This is a genomic window from Sinorhizobium prairiense, from assembly GCF_029201645.2.
Lineage (GTDB): Bacteria > Pseudomonadota > Alphaproteobacteria > Rhizobiales > Rhizobiaceae > Sinorhizobium > Sinorhizobium meliloti_A.
The window spans coordinates 99,771-120,517 of the sequence record NZ_CP104133.1; the positions used below are offsets into that span (position 1 = coordinate 99,771).

The window sequence follows — 20,747 nt, forward strand, 5'->3', positions numbered from 1 at the left end:
CCGTTCCGGCTCTCTGTGCGCTGGCGCCCGAAGGCTCGGACGCTGAACGCGTCATCCCCGTCGCGCGGTCGGACAGATCAGGAATGGTGTCAGGCATTGTCGTCTCCCGGAAGCATGGATCGGAGCCGCAGGCGGGCGATCCGCTCCACCTCGGCACAGGCCGTTTCAAATTCCTCTTCCTTGGAATTGTCAATGCGCCTCTCGAAAGCGGCGAGGATGTCTTCCTTGGTCAGCCCCTTCACCGCGATGATGAAAGGAAAGCCGAATTTCCTGGTGTAGGTCGTGTTCAGCCCGGTGAAGCGCGCATGCTCTTCGGCGGAGAGCCGGTCGAGACCGGCAGACGCCTGCTCGGCTTTCGAATCGGCCGTGAGTTCGCCGGCCACCGCAAGCTTGCCTGCGAGATCGGGATGTGCCCGCAATACCCGAAGTCGTTCGGCCGGGGAAGCCGCGCGGAATGCGTTGCAGAGCGCCGAATGGACATTGCCTGCGGTCAAGCCGGAGGAAGCCGCACGATCATAGGCGCGTTCCGCCACCCAGGGCGAGTGCTCGAAGATGCCGCCGAAGCGCCGGATGAAATCATCGCGCCCCGACATCAGCGCGTACCGTTGGGTTTGTGATGTTCGTACCAGTGGCGCGCGATGTCGATGCGGCGCGGCACCCAGACCTTGTCGTGGGACATCACATAGTCGATGAAGCGCGCGAGCGCCGCAGCGCGACCGGGACGCCCGACCAGGCGGCAGTGCAGGCCGATATTCATCATTTTCGGGCTGCCTTCCTTACCCTCCGCATAGAGCACGTCGAACGTGTCCTTGAGATAGGTGAAGAACTGGTCGCCGGAGTTGAAACCCTGATTGGTCGCGAAACGCATGTCGTTGGCGTCGAGCGTATAGGGAATGATGAGATGCGGATTGCCCGGCGTCAGTCCGGGGACCCAATAGGGAAGCTCGTCGGCATAGGAGTCGCAGGAATAGAGGAAGCCGCCCTCCTCCAGTACGAGCTTGAGCGTGTTTGCCGAGGGCTTGCCCTGATAGATGCCGAGCGGACGCTCGCCGGTCAGTTCGGTGTGCAGCCGCACGACCTCGCGGATGTGCTGGCGCTCGATGTCTTCGGGAACGTCCTTGTATTCGAGCCAGCGCAGGCCGTGGCTGGCGATCTCCCAGCCGGCCTCCTTCATGGCGGCGACGGCTTCCGGATTGCGTGCCATGGCAAGCGTCACGCCATAGACCGTCAGCGTCACGCCCCGGCTCGTGAACATCCTCCACAACCGCCAGAAGCCGGCGCGGGCGCCATATTCGTAGATCGACTCCATATTGAGGTTTCGCTGTCCAGCCCATGGCTGAGCGCCGACGATCTCCGACAGCAGACATTCGGACGCCGGATCGCCGTCGAGGATGCAGCTTTCGCCGCCCTCCTCATAGTTCAGCACGAACTGCACGGCGATATTGGCGTCGCCCGGCCAACGCACCTCAGGCGGCCTGCGTCCATAGCCGACGAGGTCGCGCGGATAGGAATTCTCGGACATGATTTCACCCTTCGACTTTTCCGGAACGGTAGCATCCCGCACCGGATTGTCGAGATGGGAAAAATGGCGATTCCGAAGTTACGGCCTGCCGGGAAGCGAGGCGGTCAGCGCGACCGGCGGCGTGGCCCGAGTGTCGGGGCCGGGGCGCTGCCCGATCGACAGTCCTGCCTTGGCGCGCGGGCGCGCGGAAATCTTTCCAAGCGGATGCTGCGAATGCACGCGCATCGGCGCTCCGGGCTCGTGCTCGATGAACAGAGCGAGGCTGCCGATCAGGAGCGGTTCGGTCAGCAGCGGTTCGAACAATCCGCGCAAGGGTGCCTCAACCCGCCGCCCCACATCGGCGTTGAGGGGGCCGGTCAGCGGCATGTGGAAACGATATTCGTCCATCACATGGGGATCGCCCCAGCGATGCAGATTGGTGAATTGCGGAGCCGTGAGCCTGTCCGGGTCCGCCCGCTCGATATCGTCCTCACTCAGCGGAGCGCGGAACCGGTCCAGCGCCTGCAGGACGCGAGCGGCGAGCAGATGCATCGACTGGCTGGGCACCTCCGGCATCAACCCCCAGCACTGGCTGAGGCGTGCAACCTCCAGCCGCTCGATTTGAAACGGCGTCTCCCCGCTCGTGAAGAGCATCATCGCCTTGAGCAATTGCGCTTCGTCCATATCCGGCTTCAGGCGGAAGGGCGCCATGATCATCGCATGAAAGCCGAAGCGGCGTGGAACGGCCGTGTAGAAGGCCATCTCCGAAACGGCGAGGCCGGCAATCGACGGCAGTTCCACGGCCTCCCCGGAATAGACGCTGCGGCCGAGCCAGCTGGCAGCCGCCGCAGAAAGCGGGTCTCCCATCGGCGGGGTGAAACAGATCGCATAGCGCATGGCGCAAGCTCCGGAAGTCCGTGAAGGCGGAATGGCCCGCATCCCGTTCGAGGTCCAATGGCGGCGTGTTAAGTGATTTGCGTGACAGATTGACGAATTTGGCCGGCCGTAACGGGGTCGTGAAGCCTGCCTCGCCTATCGCAATGCCGCGATATGGTGCGCACAGTGGAACGTTTCAGGAAGCGCGACGGCTGGACGGCCGGCAATCTCGTCGACCACGGATCGCGCCAGAGCATGCGCCAATCCGAAGCTCACCTTGAAGCCGCCCGTCAGCACGAAGACCCTTTCGTGATCGGGGTGACGGCCGACCATGGGTTCGCGCCCCGTAGATCTGGGGCGCAGGCCCGCCCAGCGCTCGACCACCGGGGCGCCGCGCAATGCGGGTGCAAGAGCCGTTGCGCGGGCAAGCAGTGCATCGAGCTGGCCATCGGTGGAAAAGGGTTCCTCGAACCGGTTCTCGCTCGTGCTGCCGACCGCCACGTGGCCGCTTTCATGCGGGACGACATAGAGACTGTCGGCAAAGATGATGGGCAAGGCCGGATCGATGTCGGCGCGAAGCAGCGCGGCCTGTCCTTTGACCGCACCGCCGCTCGGCGCCCGCCGCGGCTGGGTCAAACGGTCGATGAAGGAGAAGCTTTCGACGCCCGCGGCGAGGATCAGGCGCTCAAAGGTCAAATCGCGCCCGTCGGCTAGCGCAAGCCGGCCGACCGCCGGGTCGAGCGAGACGACTTCCGCCCCTTCCTCGCATCGGACATGCGGAAACTGGTCCAAGGCAGCCCGCAGCATCGCAAGCAGGCTGCGCGGCGCCAACCGGGCGGCCAGCGTGTCATTGACGACACCGAAGGGCGCCGCATCGGCGGCCGGCCAACCGACTGCGTCGGCATCGCGGACTTGCCAATGGAACGGGCGTGCCGGAGTATGCCAGTTCTGCGCCGCATCCCGCTCGCGACCAAGGGCGATCTCCCGCAGATGCGGCTTACCGAGGGGCATGACACGGCCGCAGCGACGATAGCCTGCCGAGAGGCCCGTGGCTGTTTCAAGCTCGGCAATCTCGCCTTCGAGCGACACCAGGGCATCGAACTGGAACTGCTTCTTGTCGTTCCACCGGTCGGGCATATGCGGCATGAGCGCGCCGAGGAGACCGCCACTCGCGCCGGAACCTATCAGCCTGCGCTCGAGGAGCCGCGTCGCGAACCCGGCGCGGGCGGCCATCACGGCGGCCCAGAGCCCCATGACGCCGCCGCCCACGATCAAAACTTCGCACATCGATTGACCTTCCCGGGCCGGAGAATTATCGGGTTCACCATGACAGGAACCGATCCCGGCCAGAGCCCTTCACCCTCGCGGCAAAACCTCGAATGGCACGAGGGCGATATGCCCTATTCGAAGGAATTTGGCGATCACTTTTATTGCCGCACCGACGGACGGCTCGAATGCGGCCACGTCTTTCTTGCCGGCAACCGGCTGCCGGAACGCTGGCAGGCGGGCGGCCCGTTCACGATCGGCGAACTCGGCTTCGGCACGGGGCTCAATTTCTGCGAAACCTGGCGCCGCTGGAAACAATCGCCGGCCGCGGCCAGGAGCCTCCATTTCGTTTCCTTCGAGCGCTTTCCCATGCAAGCGGTGGAGATCGGCCGGGCGCTGGCGCATTGGCCGGAAATCGACGAAGAGCGGCAGGCGCTCGTTGTCAATTGGCCCACGAACCCGGCCGGCCAGATCGACATCGCATTCAGCGAAGAGGTTCGGCTTACGGTGGTGATCGGCACGGCGTTCGACGGCGTGTCAGCCTCCCCTCCGGACTTCGACGCCTGGTATCTCGACGGTTTCGCACCCTCTCGCAATCCGGACATGTGGTCGGAAGAACTCATGCGGCTGGTGTTCGACAGGACCGTCTCAGGCGGCAGCTTCGCGACCTATGCCGCAGCCGGCTTCGTCCGCCGCAACCTGGCGGCGGCGGGTTTCACCGTCGAACGTCGTCCCGGCTTTGCCGGCAAGCGGGAGATGCTGCGCGGCGACAAAGCCTGATTGCCCGAATCCGGACGTGCTTATCCGGGGAAGACTACGGACTTGACTGTCGCGATCAACTGATCGGTCGGAACCGCGACGCAATTGCGGTCGATTTCGGCAAGGGTCTTTTCCTTGACCTGGTGCGAGAGCAGCTTCCTCAGGTCGCCGAGCGTCCTGGGTGCCGCGCAGATCACGAGATTTTCGAAGGCCTGGTCGTGGGCATAGTGTTCGAGCTTCCCGGCGATCTCCACGGCGAAGCGATGTTGCTCCTCACGTACGGGGTCGCTGCTATACTCCATCGCCGAACGGCCGTGACCGACGGACGAATGGCTGCGTCCGGGTTTGTCGGCCATGATGTCCTGGCGACGCTTGGTCTCGATTTGAAATGTCTCCTCCTCCGGCTGCTGCCTGCCATCCTTCAGCAGGTTGACGTCCTTCACGATGCGCGCCGTGTTTCCATCGGCTGTCAAAATCCAGATCCGGTTCCGCACTATTGTCTCCCCGTGTAGATGGCAGATAGGTTGGCGAGGTTCACGGACAGAACGGCTGAGGCCGCGTCAGGTTCCTTGCCGCCGAATATCTGCGCATGCCGTGTCGCGCGGCCCGCTCGCATCACCAGCCCGTCAGCAGCCGACAATCGGCGAGGTCAAGCGGCTAGATTGTACGCTCAGGCCCTTCTTCTGCAAGGGGAACATAGGTGACGTGCTGCTTCTTTGCCGGCTGTCGCCGCGGATGCCGGCGTGTGGTCCATGCCCTTTCGCCGGGGGCGACGTTTCGCCTGCCGGCGCGACGAGACGGCATGCTTTCGCAGCTGCGAAAAGATGCAGCTTGACTTTCCGGCGCAAAACAACGATCTAAGGCCTGCGTCACCTTCCGGCCGCCGCGTGAGCGCGCCCTCGGCATCACTTCGAAGCCGTGAAGAAGGAAAAGCGCGAAACATCGCCGCCCTCCGCGGCAGCACAGGCGCCTGACGATTTTCTATTAACCCACAAGTTCCCAATTCACGCGGGGTTCTTGACGCCAGATGACACCGGAACCGCATCCTGCTGTTCCGGCGAGAGCGTTTGGCGCCCCGAAAGGTATATGCATTGACCACTTTCAAAGAGCTTGGCCTCTCCGAGCACATTGTGGCGACACTCTCCGCCAATGGTTTCGAAAAGCCGACGCCCATCCAGGCTCAAGCCATTCCGCTGGTCCTGAAAGACCATGACCTCATCGGCCTTGCGCAGACGGGCACCGGCAAGACCGCTGCATTCGGCCTGCCGATGATCGAAAAGCTCGTCGCCGACGGCAGACGTCCCGATCCGCGCAACATCCGCGCGCTCGTGCTTGCCCCCACGCGCGAACTGGTGAATCAGATCGCGACCAACCTGAAGCTTTTCGTGAAGAAGAGCCCGCTCAAGATCGGCCTCGTCGTCGGCGGCGTTTCGATCAACAAGCAGACCGAACAGCTCGCCCGTGGCGTCGACATTCTCGTCGCGACCCCTGGCCGCCTGCTCGACCTCGTTTCGCGCAAGGCGGTGACGCTGACCCAGGCTCGCTATCTCGTTCTCGACGAGGCCGACCAGATGCTTGACCTCGGCTTCATCCATGACCTGCGCAAGATTTCCAAGCTGGTGCCGAAGAACCGTCAGACGCTGCTCTTCTCCGCAACCATGCCCAAGCTGATTGCCGAGCTTGCCGGCGAATACCTGACCGACCCGGTCAAGGTCGAAGTCTCGCCTCCGGGCAAAGCCGCCGACAAGGTCGAACAATATGTGCATTTCGTCCCCGGCAAGGACCTGAAGACGACGATCCTGAAGCAGACGCTGACTGCCAATCCCGATGGGCTGTCGCTGATTTTCAGCCGCACCAAGCATGGCGCCGAGAAGCTGATGAAGCATCTCGACCATGTCGGCTTCAAGGCCGCCTCGATCCATGGCAACAAGAGCCAGGGTCAGCGGGAGCGTGCGCTGAAGGCATTCCGCGACGGTGAGATCCGCGTGCTCGTGGCGACGGACGTGGCCGCCCGCGGGATCGACATTCCGGGCGTCACCCACGTCTACAACTACGACCTGCCGGAAGTGCCCGACGCCTATGTGCACCGTATCGGCCGTACGGCCCGCAACGGCCGCGACGGCATCGCGATCGCCTTCTGCGCGCCGGACGAAATCCGCCTGCTCCGTGACATCGAAAAGCTGATGGGCATCCAGATCGCTGTCGCCAGCGGCGAAGCGCCCGCCGACCAGGCCCGCCCCTCCAAGGGCCGTGGCGGCCGCGGCAACGGTCAGCCTCGCGGCAATGGCGCAGGACAGCGCCAGGGCGGACCTCGCCGCGATCGGCCGCAGCGCCAGGCGGCAGCGGGCGGATTCGCCGGCGACGACCTGCTGCGCGACGAGCGCTCGCACGAGCGCCGCGACCAGCGCGCTGCCGGGCATGGACCGGCGGACGGAAGGCCGGAAGGCCACCGCAATCACAAGGCGCAGAAGCACCATGGGCGGCCCGGACCACAGCAGGCCGGCCGCCGCGGAAGCGAACAGTCCGGCGAACGCAATGGCGGCGGCAATCGACCGCAGCGTGCCGACGGTCGCGGCCATCAGCGCTAGAGCACTTCGAGGATAAGTGCGTAGCGTCAAAGACTTAGAATGTTTGGTGCTTCAATGCATTGAACGCTCTTAGGCGCCAAGCGTCGTCGAAACGGCGGGTAGATCCCCGCCGTTTCGACACCCTGCATCACCTGCGCCGGTCAGCCCTTGGGCCTGACGGACTGGTAGATCGCGCTGGTGCCGTCCCTGCTCACTGCGAACACGTCATAGGATGCGCGCGGGTCGTCTCCCATGCCCAGCGATCCGACGGGCATGCCCGGGACCGCGATGCCGGCAATGTCCGGACGCTCGGCGAGAAGCCTTTCGACGGCATCGAGCGGCACGTGGCCCTCCACGTAATAACCGCCGACCACGGCCGTATGGCAACCCTGCATCTCATCGGGGATCGCATGGCGCTGCTTGATCGCAGACAGGTCTTCGACGTCCTCGATCTTTACCTGGAAGCCGGCTCCCTTCATCGCCGCGGCCCACTCATGGCAGCAGCCGCAATTGGGGTCCTTGTAGACGACCATTTCACGCCCGGCTGCCAAGGCCGGTCCGATCATCCAAACCGACGCGGTCGCGGCCGCGGAAATCAGAAACGCTCTTCTTCTCATCGCTGCTCTCCATTGTACGCGTGTTGTGCGGCATTGAAATGGTCCGCTTTCGTCGATGCACCCGGTGAGGGCAGCCGCCGGCCCTTCACGACGCCATAAACGGCCGGAATGACCACCAAGGTGAGGATCGTCGAGGATACCATTCCGCCGATCATCGGGACAGCGATCCGCTGCATGACCTCCGACCCGGACCCGGCCGGACCCGTTCGACCGCCCCGACCATGAGTTGCGGCCGACGATACCGGGCGGTGCGATCGACAGGGCTTCGAGTGCACCCCGTCATCGAGTTCGTCAAACCGCCTGCGCTTCCTTTGCGCTGTCGCTCGCGGCTGTTCCGTTGGCCGGCTTGCGGTTGGTGAGATAGACCCCTGTGACAGCAATTACCGTGCCGATGATCATCGGCCAGGTCAGCGCTTCTCCGAAGAACAGAGCCGCCTCGCCGGCGGCGAGCGGCGGCACCAGATAAATGAGCGATGCCGCGCGCGATACCTGCCCGCGCCGAATGAGATAGAGCAGGAGTGCGATCGCTCCCATCGAGAGGCCCAGCACCGACCAGGCGAGCGCCGCGACAAGTTCGATATTCCAGGTGACCCGCAGGTCCTCGAGCATGAGCGCCAGAGGGATGGTCACGAGGAGCGCTCCCACGTATTGCAACGCTGCAATCGATCGGATGTCGCCAGTCTGCAGGTACCGTTTCTGATAGAGCGTCCCGTAGGTGACGGCGGCCATGCCGAGAACGTTGACGGCCAGCGGCAGCAGGTGGATCGGCGTTGCGGCCGAGTCGATCGCCAGCATTTTCGGCGCAACCGCAAGCGCGATGCCGCAAAAGCCGAGGATAAGGCCCAGCTTCTGCTGGCCCGCCAGCTTCTCGCCGATCAGCCAAGGCGCGACCGCAGCCGTCATCAGGGGTTGCAAGCCGGCAATGATGCCAGAGATCGCCGCGGGCACACCCTGCCCGATCGCCCACCAGACGGCACCGAGATAGAGGCCGTGGAGGAAGACGCCGGACACGACGGCATGGCCGATCGCCGTCGCCGAGCGCGGCCAGCGCGCGCCGCTCAGAAGACAGAAGCCGATGAAGAGCAGAATGGCGAAGCTATAGCGCAGCGCCAGGAAGGTCAGCGGATCGGCGAAGATGGCCGCATATTTTGCAACGACCCAGCCTGTCGACCAGAGCAGCACGAAGATGGCCGGGGCCAGGCGGGCGAGCATGAAATCGTTCCTGAGCAAATGGATAGGGGACGATCCGGGCAGGATCGCCGCTGCCGCGATAGAGCGGCAACAGCGCCCGGTCAAAGGAATTTTTCTGATCGATACTATCAGCGAATCGGAATGGCCGCTCCACAACCTGCTGAACGCGTTTTCGCGAATACCATGGGCCTAAAATCCGGGCATCAGCCTGTTTTTTCTGCGCAGCCCGAAGTCCGGGCTGTGCGTGCCGCCGCCCCGGTTTTCGCCCGGAAACGCTGAAAACGGCCGCGCCGCCACCCGCCAAATTCTTCGATCGCAAATGTGCACGCTTCTTGCATTGCACTCTGCGTTGTATTCAAATGGTCGAAAATAAGGGGATCACGCCTTTGGTATTTGACGAAATGATCAATGCGGACAGCAGTCCGCGCCAGCCATATTCGACCTATCATCAATGGTATGCCAGTCAGGACAGAAACCGGCTCATCGCGAAATCGAAGGAAGCCGAAAAGATTTTTCGTAAGACGGGCATCACCTTCGCAGTCTACGGACACGCGGACTCCTCCGAGAAACTGATCCCCTTCGATCTCATACCCCGCATCATCTCCGGGCGCGAATGGCGCCGGCTCGCCCAAGGCATCGAACAGCGCGTCATCGCGCTCAACGCTTTTCTCGACGACATCTATCACAAGCAGGAGATCATCCGCGCCGGTCGCATCCCGCGCGAACTGATCGAGAAGAACGACACCTTCCTCCCGCAGATGATCGGCTTCCGGCCGCCGGGCGGCGTCTACACCCATATCGTCGGTACCGACATCGTACGCACCGGCGAAGACCAGTACTATGTTCTGGAGGACAATGCCCGCACGCCCTCCGGTGTCAGCTACATGCTGGAAAACCGCGAAACCATGATGCAGATGTTTCCGGAGCTGTTTCACCAGAACCGCGTGCGGCCGGTGGAGAACTATCCCAATCTGCTTCGCCAGAGCCTTTCCTCGCTCGCCCCGGCCGGCTGCGAGGGCAAGCCGCGCGTTGCCGTCCTCACGCCCGGCATCTACAACTCGGCCTTCTACGAGCACGCGTTCCTGGCGGATATGATGGGCGTCGAACTGGTGGAGGGCTCGGACCTGCGCGTCATCGACGGCAGGGTAAAGATGCGCACGACGCGCGGCTACGAGGCGATCGACGTACTTTACCGGCGCGTCGACGACGATTTCCTGGACCCCCTCACCTTCCGCCCGGATTCCGCCCTCGGGATACCGGGGATCATGGATGTCTATCGCGCCGGCAACATCACCATCGCCAATGCCCCCGGCACCGGCATTTCCGACGACAAGGCGATCTATTCCTACATGCCGGAAATCGTCGAGTTCTATACCGGCCGCAAACCCCTGCTCGAGAACGTGCCCACCTGGCGCTGCTCGGAACCGGAGAGCCTCAAATACGTACTCGAGCATCTCGCCGAGCTCGTCGTCAAGGAGGTTCACGGCTCCGGCGGCTATGGCATGCTCGTCGGCCCGACCGCGACAAAAAAGGAATGTGCAGCCTTTGCCGAGAAGCTCAAATCCCGCCCCGGCAACTACATCGCCCAGCCGACATTGTCGCTCTCGACGGTGCCCATCATGGTCAAAAAGGGCATTGCGCCGCGCCACGTCGATCTGCGTCCCTATGTGCTCGTCTCCGACAAGGTTCAGATCATTCCGGGCGGCCTGACCCGCGTGGCCCTGAAAGAAGGCTCCCTGGTGGTGAATTCCAGCCAGGGCGGTGGGACCAAGGATACCTGGGTGCTGGAGGACTGAGGCATGCTGGGAAGAACTGCGAACGGCCTCTACTGGATGTTCCGCTATATCGAGCGCGCGGAAAACAGCGCCCGCCTCATCGATGCCGGATTGCGCATGTCGCTCACGCGCAGCGAAGCGGCCGAGGACGACTGGGACGGGGTGTTGCAAAGCGCGGACGTGCGAGACCTCTATGACCAGATCCACGAAGGATTGACCAGCGGCGACGCGATCGACTTCCTCCTGCGTGACCGCGCCAACCCGTCAAGCGTGATGTCGTGCATCGAGGCCGGGCGCAACAACGCCCGCATGGTCCGCACGGCGCTCACGCGCGAGACATGGGAAGCGATCAACGAATGCTGGATCGAAATGAAGGGGATCCTCGCCAGGAGGGCGAAGACCACCGACATGCCGGAGATCATCGACACGATCAAGCGGCGGGCCGGGCTTATCCGGGGCGCCTTCCACGGCACGATGCTCAGGAACGAGATCTTCAACTTCTCTCGCATCGGCACCTTCATCGAGAGGGCCGACAACACCGCACGCATCCTCGACGTCAAATATTACGTGCTTCTGCCGGCGGTCTCCGCGGTCGGATCGTCCATGGACAACGTCCAATGGGAATCGATCCTGCGCTCGGTCTCCGCACACCGCTCCTATGGCTGGGTCTATGACGCCGAACTCAGGCCCGCAGATATTGCCGACTTCCTGATCGCAAACGGCCGCATGCCGCGCTCGCTGGCCTATTGCTACGACAAGCTCGTCTCCAATCTCGGTTATCTCGCGCGCGAATACGGCGAGCGTCACGCGGCCCACGAGACCGCCGAACAGACGCTCGGCTTGCTGCGCAGCCAGTCGATCGCGGAAATCATGGATCAGGGGCTACACCAATATCTCAAGGAGTTCATCAGCCAGAACAATCGCCTCGGCCGGGAAATCTCAGATGGTTACCGGTTCTATCAATGAGCTTCAGGGGGCGTAGATGTATCTGAAAATCAGCCACACGACCGAGTATCATTACGACCAACCGGTACAATACGCATTGCAGCGACTGCGCCTCACGCCGGTGAATCTGCCGGGCCAGACGGTGCGGAACTGGGAGACGCTTGTGGACGGGGCCGCCATCGAGGTGAGCTATGACGACCAGTTCGGCAACCGCACGCATCTCGTCAGCGTCGACGCCGATCGAACGACCCTTTGCGTAGAGGCGAGAGGCGAGGTCGAAACGGAAGACCGGGCCGGCGTATTCGGCGCTCACCAGTCCTATGTACCGCTGTGGCTCTACGCCCGCGAAACCCCGCTGACCAAGCCGGGCAAGCGGATCCGCGAGCTCGCGAAAGCCGCCGGAGGCGCCACTGAACTCGAGCGCCTGCACGCGCTTATGGCGATCATTCACGAGACCGTACGCTACGAACCGGGCGAGACCCAGGTCGGGACCTCCGCCGAGGAGGCGCTGGAGCGCGGCAAGGGCGTATGCCAGGATCATGCCCATATCCTGATCTCCGCCGCGCGCACCCTTGGCCTGCCCGCACGCTACGTCTCCGGCTATCTCATGATGGAGGATCATCCGCAGCAGACCGCAAGCCACGCCTGGGCCGACGTGCACATTGCCGGCCTTGGCTGGGTCGGGTTCGATCCCGCCAACAAGGTCTGCCCGGACGACCGCTATGTCCGCATCGCCTCGGGACTATGTTACCGCGATGCTTCGCCGGTGTCGGGACTGGTGCACGGTACAGGCACCGAGACCCTGAAGGTGGCCGTGACCGTCGAGCAGCAAGGACAGAGCCAAGCTCAGAATTGAAGCGGCCCTTAGAGCACTTCCGGGAGAAGTGTGTAACGGGTTTTCCGTCCGCAAGTGCGTCGATTAAAATGGGTAGAGCATTTCAGTGTTTCCATTGAAATGCTCTGTTGTGGAAGAGGTTGGATCATTTCACGTTTCATTGAAAGCGTGAAAGGATCCAGGCAGGCCTTCAGCTCCACTTACCGCGATGCAGTCGACTGCAGGATCCGGCAAAGAGCGACCAGTCCCCGGTCATAGCCGCCACTGACGACATCACGGCAGCGCTTCAGTACCGTGCGCCGCTCGTTGGGGGACATGGCGTTGAAAGCTGCGATCGGGGTCTGGCCGGGGCGCCTATCCCGCCCGCGCCCCCACCGGCGCCCGGTCCGCCACCGCTGCCGCCGTTGCCGGGTCCACCTCCGCCGCCCGCGCTGCCGCCGCCAAGACCGAGGCCAACATCCAATCCGGCTCCGCTTCCGCCGCCGGCATTCGCACTCACATTGGCGTTGAGACCGCGGCTGCCTCCGAGCGAAACGTCCGCATCGGCGTCGATGCCGTTGCCGCCGCCGACATTTGCGCTGACAGTGCTGTTGAGGCCGCGGCTGCCGCCCGCATTTGCATTGGCATTGGCGCTGATGCCGCGGCTGCCGCCGACGGATGCCGTGGCCGAAGTATTGACCCCGCGCGATCCTCCGACGGACGCATCGACGTCGGCGCTGACACCTCTGGATCCGCCAAGCGATGCGCCGACATTGGCGTTGACGCCCCGCGAACCTCCGAGAGACACTCCGACGTTCAGGCCACCATTGCCTCCGACGCTTTGGGCAAAGCCGGGAGTACTGGGAATAAAGGTCAGACTCGTCATGAGACCGACAGAGAGAACGAAGGCTTTCTTCCGCATGTTCACTTCCTCTTGCAACGGAAAGCGATTGCCCGATTGAGGATAATTCCGAACACGCGAATAAGTTTCACGAACAGGCGGAGGCGCACAACTTGTCGAGGCGGCGCAGTGTGCAACCGCCCCGTCCGGTGATGAGGTCGCGGCGGAGATTCGTACCCGAACGCTCCGCCGCGGTTCATCGCATCAGTGGCTGTCGCGCTCGACCACCGATCCACGCGCGCCGACAAGGAAGTCCAGATCGGCGCCGGAATCCGCCTGCATCACGGTCTTGAGATAGAGGCCGCCATAGCCGCCCGTGAGCGGTTTTACCGGCGATACCCAGGCCGCACGGCGTCGTGCAAGTTCCTCGTCGGAAACATGGAGATGCAGCGTGCGGTTCGGGATGTCGACCTCGATCATGTCGCCATTCTCGACGAGCGCCAGGGGTCCGCCTTCCGCAGCCTCCGGCGCGGTATGAAGGATGACGGTGCCGTAGGCCGTACCCGACATGCGCGCATCCGAAATGCGGATCATGTCGGTGATCCCCTTCTTCAATACCTTCGGCGGCAGGCCCATATTGCCGACCTCGGCCATGCCCGGATAGCCCTTGGGACCGCAATATTTCAGCACCATGATGCAGGTCTCGTCGATGTCGAGATCCTCACGGTTGATGCGTGCGTGATAATCCTCGATGCTTTCGAATACGACCGCACGGCCCTTGTGCTGCATAAGGTGCGGCGAGGCGGCCGAAGGTTTCAGAACAGCACCGCGCGGCGCCAGATTGCCGCGCAGCACGGCGATGCCGCCCGATTTCGTCAGCGCCTTTTCCCGCGGCAGGATCACGTCCTCGTTGTAGTTCACGACGGCCTTGACGTCGTTCCAGATCGTGTCGCCGCTGACGGTGATGGCATCGTTGTGCAGGAGGCCCATCTCTGCGACCGCCTTGATCACGACCGGCAGACCGCCGGCATAATAGAACTCCTCCATCAGATATTTGCCGGAGGGCTGCAGGTTAACGATGGTCGGCACATCGCGGCCGAGCCTGTCCCAATCGTCCAGCGAAAGATCGACGCCGACACGGCCCGCAAGCGCGAGCAGATGCAGCACCGCATTGGTCGAGCCGCCGACGGCGCCGTTGACGCGGATGGCGTTCTCGAAGGCCTCCTTGGTCAGGATGTCGGAGGGCTTCAGGTCCTCCTTGACCATCTCGACGATGCGGCGGCCGGTAAGCTGCGAAATCACCCGGCGGCGCGCATCGACCGCGGGAATGGCCGCATTGCCCGAAAGCGTCATGCCGAGCGCTTCGGCCATCGACGCCATGGTCGAGGCCGTGCCCATGGTCATACAGCTTCCCGCGGAACGGGCCATGCCCTGCTCGGCGTCCATGAACTCCTCCAGCGACATCTCGCCGGACTTCACCATTTCGGAAAACTGCCAGATCGCCGTGCCGGACCCGACGTCCTTGCCGCGCCACTTTCCATTGAGCATGGGACCGCCGGATACGACGATCGCCGGAATGTCGACGCTGGCCGCACCCATCAACAGGCTGGGCGTGGTCTTGTCGCAGCCGCCGAGCAGGACGACGCCATCGACCGGATTGCCGCGGATCGATTCCTCGACGTCCATCGCCGCCAGGTTGCGGAACATCATCGCCGTCGGGCGCAACGTGCTTTCACCGGTCGAGAAGACCGGGAATTCCACCGGGAAGCCCCCCGCCTCGTAAACCCCGCGCTTCACACGCTCGGCGAGGTCGCGCAGATGCGCGTTGCACGGCGTGAGCTCGGACCAGGTGTTGCAGATGCCGATGATCGGCCGCCCGTCGAAGGTGTCGGCGGGAAGCCCCTGGTTCTTCATCCAGGAGCGATGCATGATGGCATTCTTGCCAGTACCGCCGAACCACTCCTGCGAACGGAGCTTGCGCGGCCACTCAGCTTTCTTCTTCATTTCTTCCTTCCTTGCGCCCTGCGCGGGCTGGACATGCCGGCTTTACGCCCGGTTTCTTCAGGCAAGCGTGTAGGCTGTCTTGACGTTGGTGTAGAACTCTGCGGCGTATTTGCCCTGCTCGCGCGGGCCGTAGGAGGAAGCCTTGCGGCCGCCGAACGGCACGTGGAAATCGACGCCCGCCGTCGGCAGGTTGACCATCACCATGCCGGCCTCGGCATTGCGCTTGAAGTGCGTCGCATGCTTCAGGCTGGTGGTGGCGATGCCCGAAGACAGGCCGAACGGCGTGTCGTTGGCAACAGTGAGCGCCTCGTCGTAATCCTTGACGCGGATGACGGCCGCGACCGGCCCGAAGATTTCCTCGCGCGAGATGCGCATCTGGTTGGTCGCCTCGGTGAACAGCGCCGGCTGCAGATAGAAGCCGGGCGTGTCGCGCGAGATCACCTCGCCGCCGAAGGCGAGCTTGGCGCCCTCCTGCTTGCCGATCGCGATATAGTCGGTGTCCTGGTTGAGCTGGCTCTGATCGACCACGGGACCGATATGGGTGCCGGCCTTCAGCGCGTCGTCGACGACGAGACCCTTGATCCGCTCGCCCATGGCGGCGACGAACCGGTCATGGATCCCCTCGGTGACGATGATCCGCGAGGAGGCGGTGCAGCGCTGGCCGGTCGAGAAGAAGGCGGAGTTGACCGCCGCTTCTACGGCGACGGACAGATCGGCATCGTCGAGTACGACGAACGGGTTCTTGCCGCCCATCTCCAGCTGGTACTTGCGGTTATGTTCGACCGAGGCGACGGCCACCCGCTTCCCGGTCGCGGTCGAGCCGGTGAAGGTGATGGCGTTGACGTCGGGGCTGTCGAGCATTGCCTGGCCGACGACGGAGCCCTTGCCCATGACGAGGTTCAGGACGCCCTTCGGCAGACCCGCGCGATGGAGGATATCGACGATCGCCCACGAACAGCCCGGTACCAGCTCTGCCGGCTTGAAGACGACGGTGTTGCCGTAAGCCAGCGCCGGGGCGATCTTCCAGGCGGGAATGGCGATCGGGAAGTTCCAGGGCGTGATGATGCCGACGACGCCGACCGGGTCGCGGGTGATCTCGACGCCGATCCCCGGCCGGACCGACGGGACGACCTCACCCGCAAGACGCAGGGTTTCCCCGGCGAAGAACTCGAAGATCTGGCCGGCGCGCACGGTCTCTCCGATACCTTCTGCGAGCGTCTTGCCCTCTTCTCGCGAGAGGAGGCGCCCGAGCTCGTCCTTGCGCGCCAGGATCTCGTCGGCGGTCTTCTTCAGGATCGCATGGCGTTCGAGAATGCCGGAGTGCGACCAGGCGGGAAAGGCGGCCTTGGCCGCGGCGATCGCGGCTTTCGCGTCTTCGGCGCTGGCGCGGGCATATTCGCCGACGACATCATCGGTGTTCGACGGATTGATGTTCGCAACGCCGTCTCCGCCGACCCATTCGCCGGCGATCAGGTTCTGGTGAAGTGTCATGGGCTTCAGCCTCCTTGTCTTCTTGCCGCAAGCGGCCGCGGTCACTGCCTCGCGCTTGCCATTGGAGATATGTCAGAGCTGGTGGACAGCGACCTCTTCCTCCGCCGCGATTGCCAGCGGATTGCGCAGTGGCAGGCCGAATTCCTTGGCTTCGATCTCGAATACGTCTCCCTCCTCCGTGCGGATGCCGTCGCCGAAAGAAAGAGTCGCCGTGCCGAACATGTGGACGTGGATGTCTCCCGGTGCACGGAAGAGGCCGTACTTGAAATGGTGATATTCGAGATTGGCGAAGCTGTGCGACATGTTCGCCTCACCGGAAAGGAAAGGCTTCTCCCACAGCACCTTGCCGCCCCGGAGAATGCGCGATGCCCCGCGAACATCCTCTGGAGCCGCGCCGACGCGGATTTCCGGCCCGAAGCTCGCCTGCCTGAGCTTCGAATGTGCGAGCCACAGATAATTGACCCGCTCGGTCTTGTGATCTGAGAACTCGTTGGCAACCGCAAAGCCGAGCCGGAAGGGGACGCCCTTGTCGGAGATCACATAGATGCCGGCCATTTCGGGCTCTTCGCCGCCATCCTCGGCAAAGGACGGAGACACGAGCGGCTCGCCGGGCGCCACAGCCGTTGTCCCGTTGCCCTTGTAGAACCATTCCGGCTGCACGCCCTTCTCACCGGACTTCGGCTTGCCGCCTTCGAGCCCCATGCGGAACATCTTCATCGAGTTGGTCAGCGTTTCCTCGGCGGCTTCCGTCGCCTTCTTGTGCATCGCGTCGCGAGTTGCAGCGGAGCCAAGATGCGTGAGCCCGGTCCCCGTCAGATGCAGATGGGCGGGATCGGGATGCGTGATCGGGGAAAGCAGCCGCCCCTGGGAATAGGCTTCCTCGAGATCGATCGTTTCGCCAAGGCCCTTGGCGTCGACGACGTCCCTGAGGCTCCTGCCGCTATTGGCCGCTTCCATCGCCAGAGCATAGACGCTCTCCGCTCCCCTGACGGCACGCGCCGTCTCGCCCGGGGCCCGCACGGCGACGATAACCGAACCGTCTTCTTTCCTGACCTGAGAAATCAGCACGTTCTGTCCTTCCTGATGAATTGGCTCCCACAATGCCTTCCCTTGCGGAAAAGCAACGCTTCGCCCGAGAGTGGCTTACGCCACCCGGTTACGGCAAACATGCCGCGTTTTTCTGTTGCGATCATCGGGGCCGAGCGGAAGCCGGTCAGCCCTTGCCCTTGTTCTTGTTGTAAACGTCGAAGAACACGGCTGCGAGCAGCACGAGGCCCTTGATCAATTGCTGGTAGTCGATGCCGATGCCCATGATGGACATGCCGTTGTTCATCACGCCCATGATGAAAGCGCCGATCACCGCACCGGTGATCTTGCCGACGCCACCCGAGGCGGACGCCCCGCCGATGAAGCAGGCCGCGATCACGTCGAGTTCGAAGCCGACGCCGGCTTTCGGGGTCGCCGAATTCAGACGCGCGGTGATGATCATGCCGGCAAGCGCCGCGAGCGCGCCCATGTTCACGAAGGCGTAGAAGGTCAGCCGCTCGGTATTGATGCCGGAGAGCTTGGTCGCCTTCTCGTTGCCACCCATCGCGTATATCCGCCGGCCGATCGTCGAGCGCGTGGTGACGAAGGTGTAGACGGCGATCAGCACGCCCATGACGACCAGGACGTTGGGCAGGCCCCGATAGGTCGAAAGCTGGAAGCCGAGGAACAGGGCCACCAGGCTGATGACCGCCATCTGGATCGCGAAGAAGGCGAACGGCTCGTTCTCCGTGCCGTGCTGGTCGTTGATCCGGCGGTTGCGAATCCCGGCAAAGACCGCATAGCCGACGAGCAACAGCACGGCGACCAGCGCGACCATGTTCTTGATCGTCTCCGGGCTCGGGTTGAGGAAATAAAGGAAGTCGGGAACGAATCCGGTCGAGAGAATCTGGAAATCCTTCGGAAATGGTCCGATCGGGCGGCCGCCGAGGACCACATAGGTCATTCCCCGGAACACCAGCATGCCGGCGAGCGTGACGATGAAGGACGGGATCTTCTGATAGGCGACCCAGTAGCCCTGCGCCGCGCCCATGATGCCGCCGACGATCAGGCAGGCGGGAATGACCACGAAGGCAGGCAAGCCCCATTTGACGAGCATGATCGCCGAAATCGCGCCGATGAAGGCCACGATGGAGCCGACCGACAGATCGATGTGCCCGGCAACGATGATCAACAGCATGCCCAGCGCCATGATGACGATGAACGAGTTCTGCAGCACCAGGTTCGTGATGTTGACGGGCCTGAAGAGGACGCCGTTGGTGACGAACTGGAAGAACAGCATGATGATGACGAGCGCGACCAGCAGGCCGTATTCGCGAATGTTGTTCCTGAGGTAGTCACCGATCGACGGTTTGGTGGTTTCGGTGCTCGTATCGGCGACCATTAGTGTTTCTCCCCTGAACGCATGATGGCGCGCATGATCGATTCCTGGCTTGCTTCCTCCTTTGAAAGCTCGGCCACCATGCGCCCCTCGTTCATGACATAGATGCGATCGCAGGTCCCGAGCAGCTCCGGCATCTCCGACGAGATCATCAGGATGCCTTTGCCCTCGGCCGCGAGCTGGTTGATGATGGTGTAGATCTCATACTTCGCGCCGATATCGATACCGCGCGTCGGCTCATCGAGTATGAGGACTTCGGGGTTGGTGAACAGCCACTTGGACAGGACGACCTTCTGCTGGTTCCCGCCGGAGAGGTTGACCGTCTCCTGATAGATCGAATGGGAACGGATGCGGAGCTTCGAGCGATACTCGGCGGCGACCTTGCGTTCCTTGCGCTCGTCGATGACGCCGTTCGATGCGACCGCGTGCAGGTTGGCGAGCGTGGTGTTGTGCATGATGTTGTTGATCAGCACGAGGCCGAGCTGCTTGCGGTCCTCCGTTACATAGGCAAGACCGGCCTTGATGGCCTTGGGAATCGTGCTCACGTCCACCGGCCGGCCATGCATCGTCACCTCGCCGGTGATCTTGTGGCCCCAGGACTTGCCGAAGAGGCTCATCGCCGTCTCGGTGCGTCCGGCGCCCATCAGTCCGGCGATGCCGACGACCTCGCCGGCGCGGACCTTGAAGCTGACGTCGTGCAGAAACTGCCGGTCGCGGTGATGCTGATGATAGACGTTCCAGTTCTTCACCTCGAGCAGCGTGTCGCCGATCTTCGGTTCGCGGGGCGGATAGCGGTCTTCCATGGCCCGGCCGACCATGCCGTTGATGATCCGGTCCTCGCTGATGTCTTCCTTATGACAGTCGAGCGTCTCTACCGTTCCGCCGTCCCGCAGGATGGTGATCTGATCGGCAACCTTCTTAATCTCGTTGAGCTTGTGAGAGATGATGATCGACGTCATGCCCTGGCTGCGGAACTCCATAAGCAGCTTCAAAAGCGCGTCGGAGTCGTTTTCGTTGAGGGATGCGGTCGGCTCGTCGAGGATCAGCAGGCGAACTTTCTTCGAAAGCGCCTTGGCAATCTCCACCAGCTGCTGCTTGCCGACGCCGATGTCGGTGATCAGCGTTGCGGGAGACTCGTTCAGGCCCACTTTCTTCAAGAGTTCCTGGGTGCGGGCAAAGGTCTGCGGCCAGTGAATGACGCCCTTTTCGGCCACCTCGTTGCCGAGAAAGATGTTCTCGGCGATCGAAAGCAGCGGAACGAGCGCCAGTTCCTGATGGATGATGATGATGCCGAGCTCTTCGCTGTCCGAGATCGTGCTGAACCGGCGAAGCTCGCCGTCGTAATGGATCTCGCCCTCATAGGTACCGGCCGGATAGACGCCGCTCAGCACCTTCATCAAGGTCGACTTGCCGGCGCCGTTTTCCCCGACAAGCGCGTGGATCTCGCCTTCGCGGACCTTGAACGAGACATTGTCCAGGGCCTTGACGCCCGGAAACGTCTTCGTGATGCCCCGCATTTCAAGAATGATATTGTCCATACTCAGCCATTCCAGCTGCAGTCGGAGAGACTGCAGGCGCTCTCCCGTGCTGCGCGGTTCTTTCGACCGGCTCCGATACGAAATAAAACCACGCGGCGGGCCAAAGTGCTACAGCGACATTGCGACGAGACGCATGC

18 protein-coding genes and 2 pseudogenes are annotated in these 20,747 nt (G+C 63.0%); 6 read left to right on the forward strand and 14 right to left on the reverse strand.

Annotated elements, in window-relative coordinates; all coding sequences use genetic code 11:
• Positions 1 to 89: 89 nt before the first annotated feature.
• The 4 genes from uraD to N0Q91_RS23795 form a co-directional block, all read right to left on the reverse strand.
• A complete protein-coding gene (gene uraD / locus N0Q91_RS23780; RefSeq protein WP_018098322.1) occupies positions 90 to 593 on the reverse strand; it encodes a 2-oxo-4-hydroxy-4-carboxy-5-ureidoimidazoline decarboxylase in 504 nt (167 codons plus the stop codon).
• Complete coding sequence (puuE, locus tag N0Q91_RS23785) at positions 593 to 1,522, reverse strand: allantoinase PuuE (protein WP_100670085.1); 930 nt, start codon at positions 1,520 to 1,522, stop codon at positions 593 to 595. The genes uraD and puuE overlap by 1 nt, the downstream gene beginning before the upstream one ends.
• Positions 1,523 to 1,600: 78 nt before the next feature.
• A complete protein-coding gene (locus N0Q91_RS23790; RefSeq protein WP_100670084.1) occupies positions 1,601 to 2,398 on the reverse strand; it encodes a DUF1045 domain-containing protein in 798 nt (265 codons plus the stop codon).
• 135 nt (positions 2,399 to 2,533) lie between these two features.
• Entirely contained in the window at positions 2,534 to 3,664 is a 1,131-nt protein-coding gene (locus N0Q91_RS23795; RefSeq protein WP_275599271.1) for an NAD(P)/FAD-dependent oxidoreductase, read from the reverse strand.
• A gap of 39 nt (positions 3,665 to 3,703) precedes the next feature.
• On the opposite strand from N0Q91_RS23795, the gene mnmC2 reads away from it, so the two are divergent.
• Positions 3,704 to 4,423 (forward strand): tRNA (5-methylaminomethyl-2-thiouridine)(34)-methyltransferase MnmC2, encoded by a 720-nt coding sequence (mnmC2, locus tag N0Q91_RS23800; RefSeq protein ID WP_275599272.1) that lies wholly within the window; start codon positions 3,704 to 3,706, stop codon positions 4,421 to 4,423.
• Positions 4,424 to 4,443: 20 nt separating this feature from the next.
• Here the strand turns inward: mnmC2 and N0Q91_RS23805 are convergent, their stop codons facing one another.
• Positions 4,444 to 4,896: a host attachment protein gene (locus N0Q91_RS23805; RefSeq protein WP_018098317.1), complete on the reverse strand. Its 453-nt coding sequence runs from the start codon at positions 4,894 to 4,896 to the stop codon at positions 4,444 to 4,446.
• Between the two features lie 597 nt (positions 4,897 to 5,493).
• Between N0Q91_RS23805 and N0Q91_RS23810 the strand changes: the two genes are divergently transcribed.
• On the forward strand, positions 5,494 to 6,990 hold the full coding sequence (locus N0Q91_RS23810; protein ID WP_275599273.1) for a DEAD/DEAH box helicase: 1,497 nt from the start codon (positions 5,494 to 5,496) through the stop codon (positions 6,988 to 6,990).
• Positions 6,991 to 7,130: 140 nt separating this feature from the next.
• Here the strand turns inward: N0Q91_RS23810 and N0Q91_RS23815 are convergent, their stop codons facing one another.
• The 3 genes and pseudogenes from N0Q91_RS23815 to N0Q91_RS23825 all read right to left on the reverse strand — a co-directional run bounded on the left by N0Q91_RS23815 (position 7,131) and on the right by N0Q91_RS23825 (position 8,798).
• On the reverse strand, positions 7,131 to 7,586 hold the full coding sequence (locus tag N0Q91_RS23815) for a DUF411 domain-containing protein (RefSeq protein WP_275599274.1): 456 nt from the start codon (positions 7,584 to 7,586) through the stop codon (positions 7,131 to 7,133).
• Positions 7,583 to 7,780 (reverse strand): annotated as a pseudogene (locus N0Q91_RS23820) (efflux RND transporter permease subunit); the annotation flags it as partial. The gene N0Q91_RS23815 and the pseudogene N0Q91_RS23820, both read right to left, overlap by 4 nt.
• Positions 7,781 to 7,877: 97 nt before the next feature.
• Positions 7,878 to 8,798, reverse strand: a complete 921-nt coding sequence (locus tag N0Q91_RS23825; RefSeq protein WP_275599275.1) for a DMT family transporter — start codon at positions 8,796 to 8,798, stop codon at positions 7,878 to 7,880.
• On the opposite strand from N0Q91_RS23825, the gene N0Q91_RS23830 reads away from it, so the two are divergent.
• From N0Q91_RS23830 to N0Q91_RS23845, 4 genes are all read left to right on the forward strand, one after another.
• Positions 8,797 to 8,970 carry a hypothetical protein gene (locus tag N0Q91_RS23830; protein WP_275599276.1) on the forward strand — a complete coding sequence of 58 codons (174 nt, stop codon included), beginning with the start codon at positions 8,797 to 8,799 and terminating at the stop codon, positions 8,968 to 8,970. The two genes, N0Q91_RS23825 and N0Q91_RS23830, sit on opposite strands and share 2 nt — an antisense overlap.
• 208 nt (positions 8,971 to 9,178) lie before the next feature.
• Positions 9,179 to 10,573, forward strand: a complete 1,395-nt coding sequence (locus tag N0Q91_RS23835) for a circularly permuted type 2 ATP-grasp protein (RefSeq protein WP_018098310.1) — start codon at positions 9,179 to 9,181, stop codon at positions 10,571 to 10,573.
• 3 nt (positions 10,574 to 10,576) lie between these two features.
• Complete coding sequence (locus N0Q91_RS23840) at positions 10,577 to 11,518, forward strand: alpha-E domain-containing protein (protein ID WP_275599277.1); 942 nt, start codon at positions 10,577 to 10,579, stop codon at positions 11,516 to 11,518.
• 16 nt (positions 11,519 to 11,534) lie between these two features.
• Positions 11,535 to 12,353 (forward strand): transglutaminase family protein, encoded by an 819-nt coding sequence (locus N0Q91_RS23845; RefSeq protein ID WP_100670077.1) that lies wholly within the window; start codon positions 11,535 to 11,537, stop codon positions 12,351 to 12,353.
• A gap of 179 nt (positions 12,354 to 12,532) precedes the next feature.
• Here N0Q91_RS23845 and N0Q91_RS23850 read toward each other — a convergent pair.
• From N0Q91_RS23850 to mmsA, 6 genes and pseudogenes are all read right to left on the reverse strand, one after another.
• Positions 12,533 to 13,233, reverse strand: a pseudogene (locus tag N0Q91_RS23850) (hypothetical protein).
• Positions 13,234 to 13,416: 183 nt separating this feature from the next.
• Entirely contained in the window at positions 13,417 to 15,156 is a 1,740-nt protein-coding gene (gene araD, locus N0Q91_RS23855) for an L-arabinonate dehydratase (RefSeq protein WP_018098306.1), read from the reverse strand.
• A gap of 57 nt (positions 15,157 to 15,213) precedes the next feature.
• Positions 15,214 to 16,647, reverse strand: coding sequence for an aldehyde dehydrogenase family protein (locus N0Q91_RS23860; RefSeq protein WP_100670075.1), 1,434 nt, complete (start codon positions 16,645 to 16,647; stop codon positions 15,214 to 15,216).
• A gap of 72 nt (positions 16,648 to 16,719) precedes the next feature.
• Positions 16,720 to 17,715, reverse strand: a complete 996-nt coding sequence (gene araD1 / locus N0Q91_RS23865) for an AraD1 family protein (protein WP_275599278.1) — start codon at positions 17,713 to 17,715, stop codon at positions 16,720 to 16,722.
• Positions 17,716 to 17,860: 145 nt separating this feature from the next.
• Positions 17,861 to 19,075 (reverse strand): multiple monosaccharide ABC transporter permease, encoded by a 1,215-nt coding sequence (gene mmsB, locus N0Q91_RS23870; RefSeq protein ID WP_100670074.1) that lies wholly within the window; start codon positions 19,073 to 19,075, stop codon positions 17,861 to 17,863.
• Positions 19,075 to 20,610 carry a multiple monosaccharide ABC transporter ATP-binding protein gene (gene mmsA / locus N0Q91_RS23875; RefSeq protein WP_100670073.1) on the reverse strand — a complete coding sequence of 512 codons (1,536 nt, stop codon included), beginning with the start codon at positions 20,608 to 20,610 and terminating at the stop codon, positions 19,075 to 19,077. Before mmsA ends, mmsB begins: the two co-directional genes overlap by 1 nt.
• Positions 20,611 to 20,747: the final 137 nt, after the last annotated feature.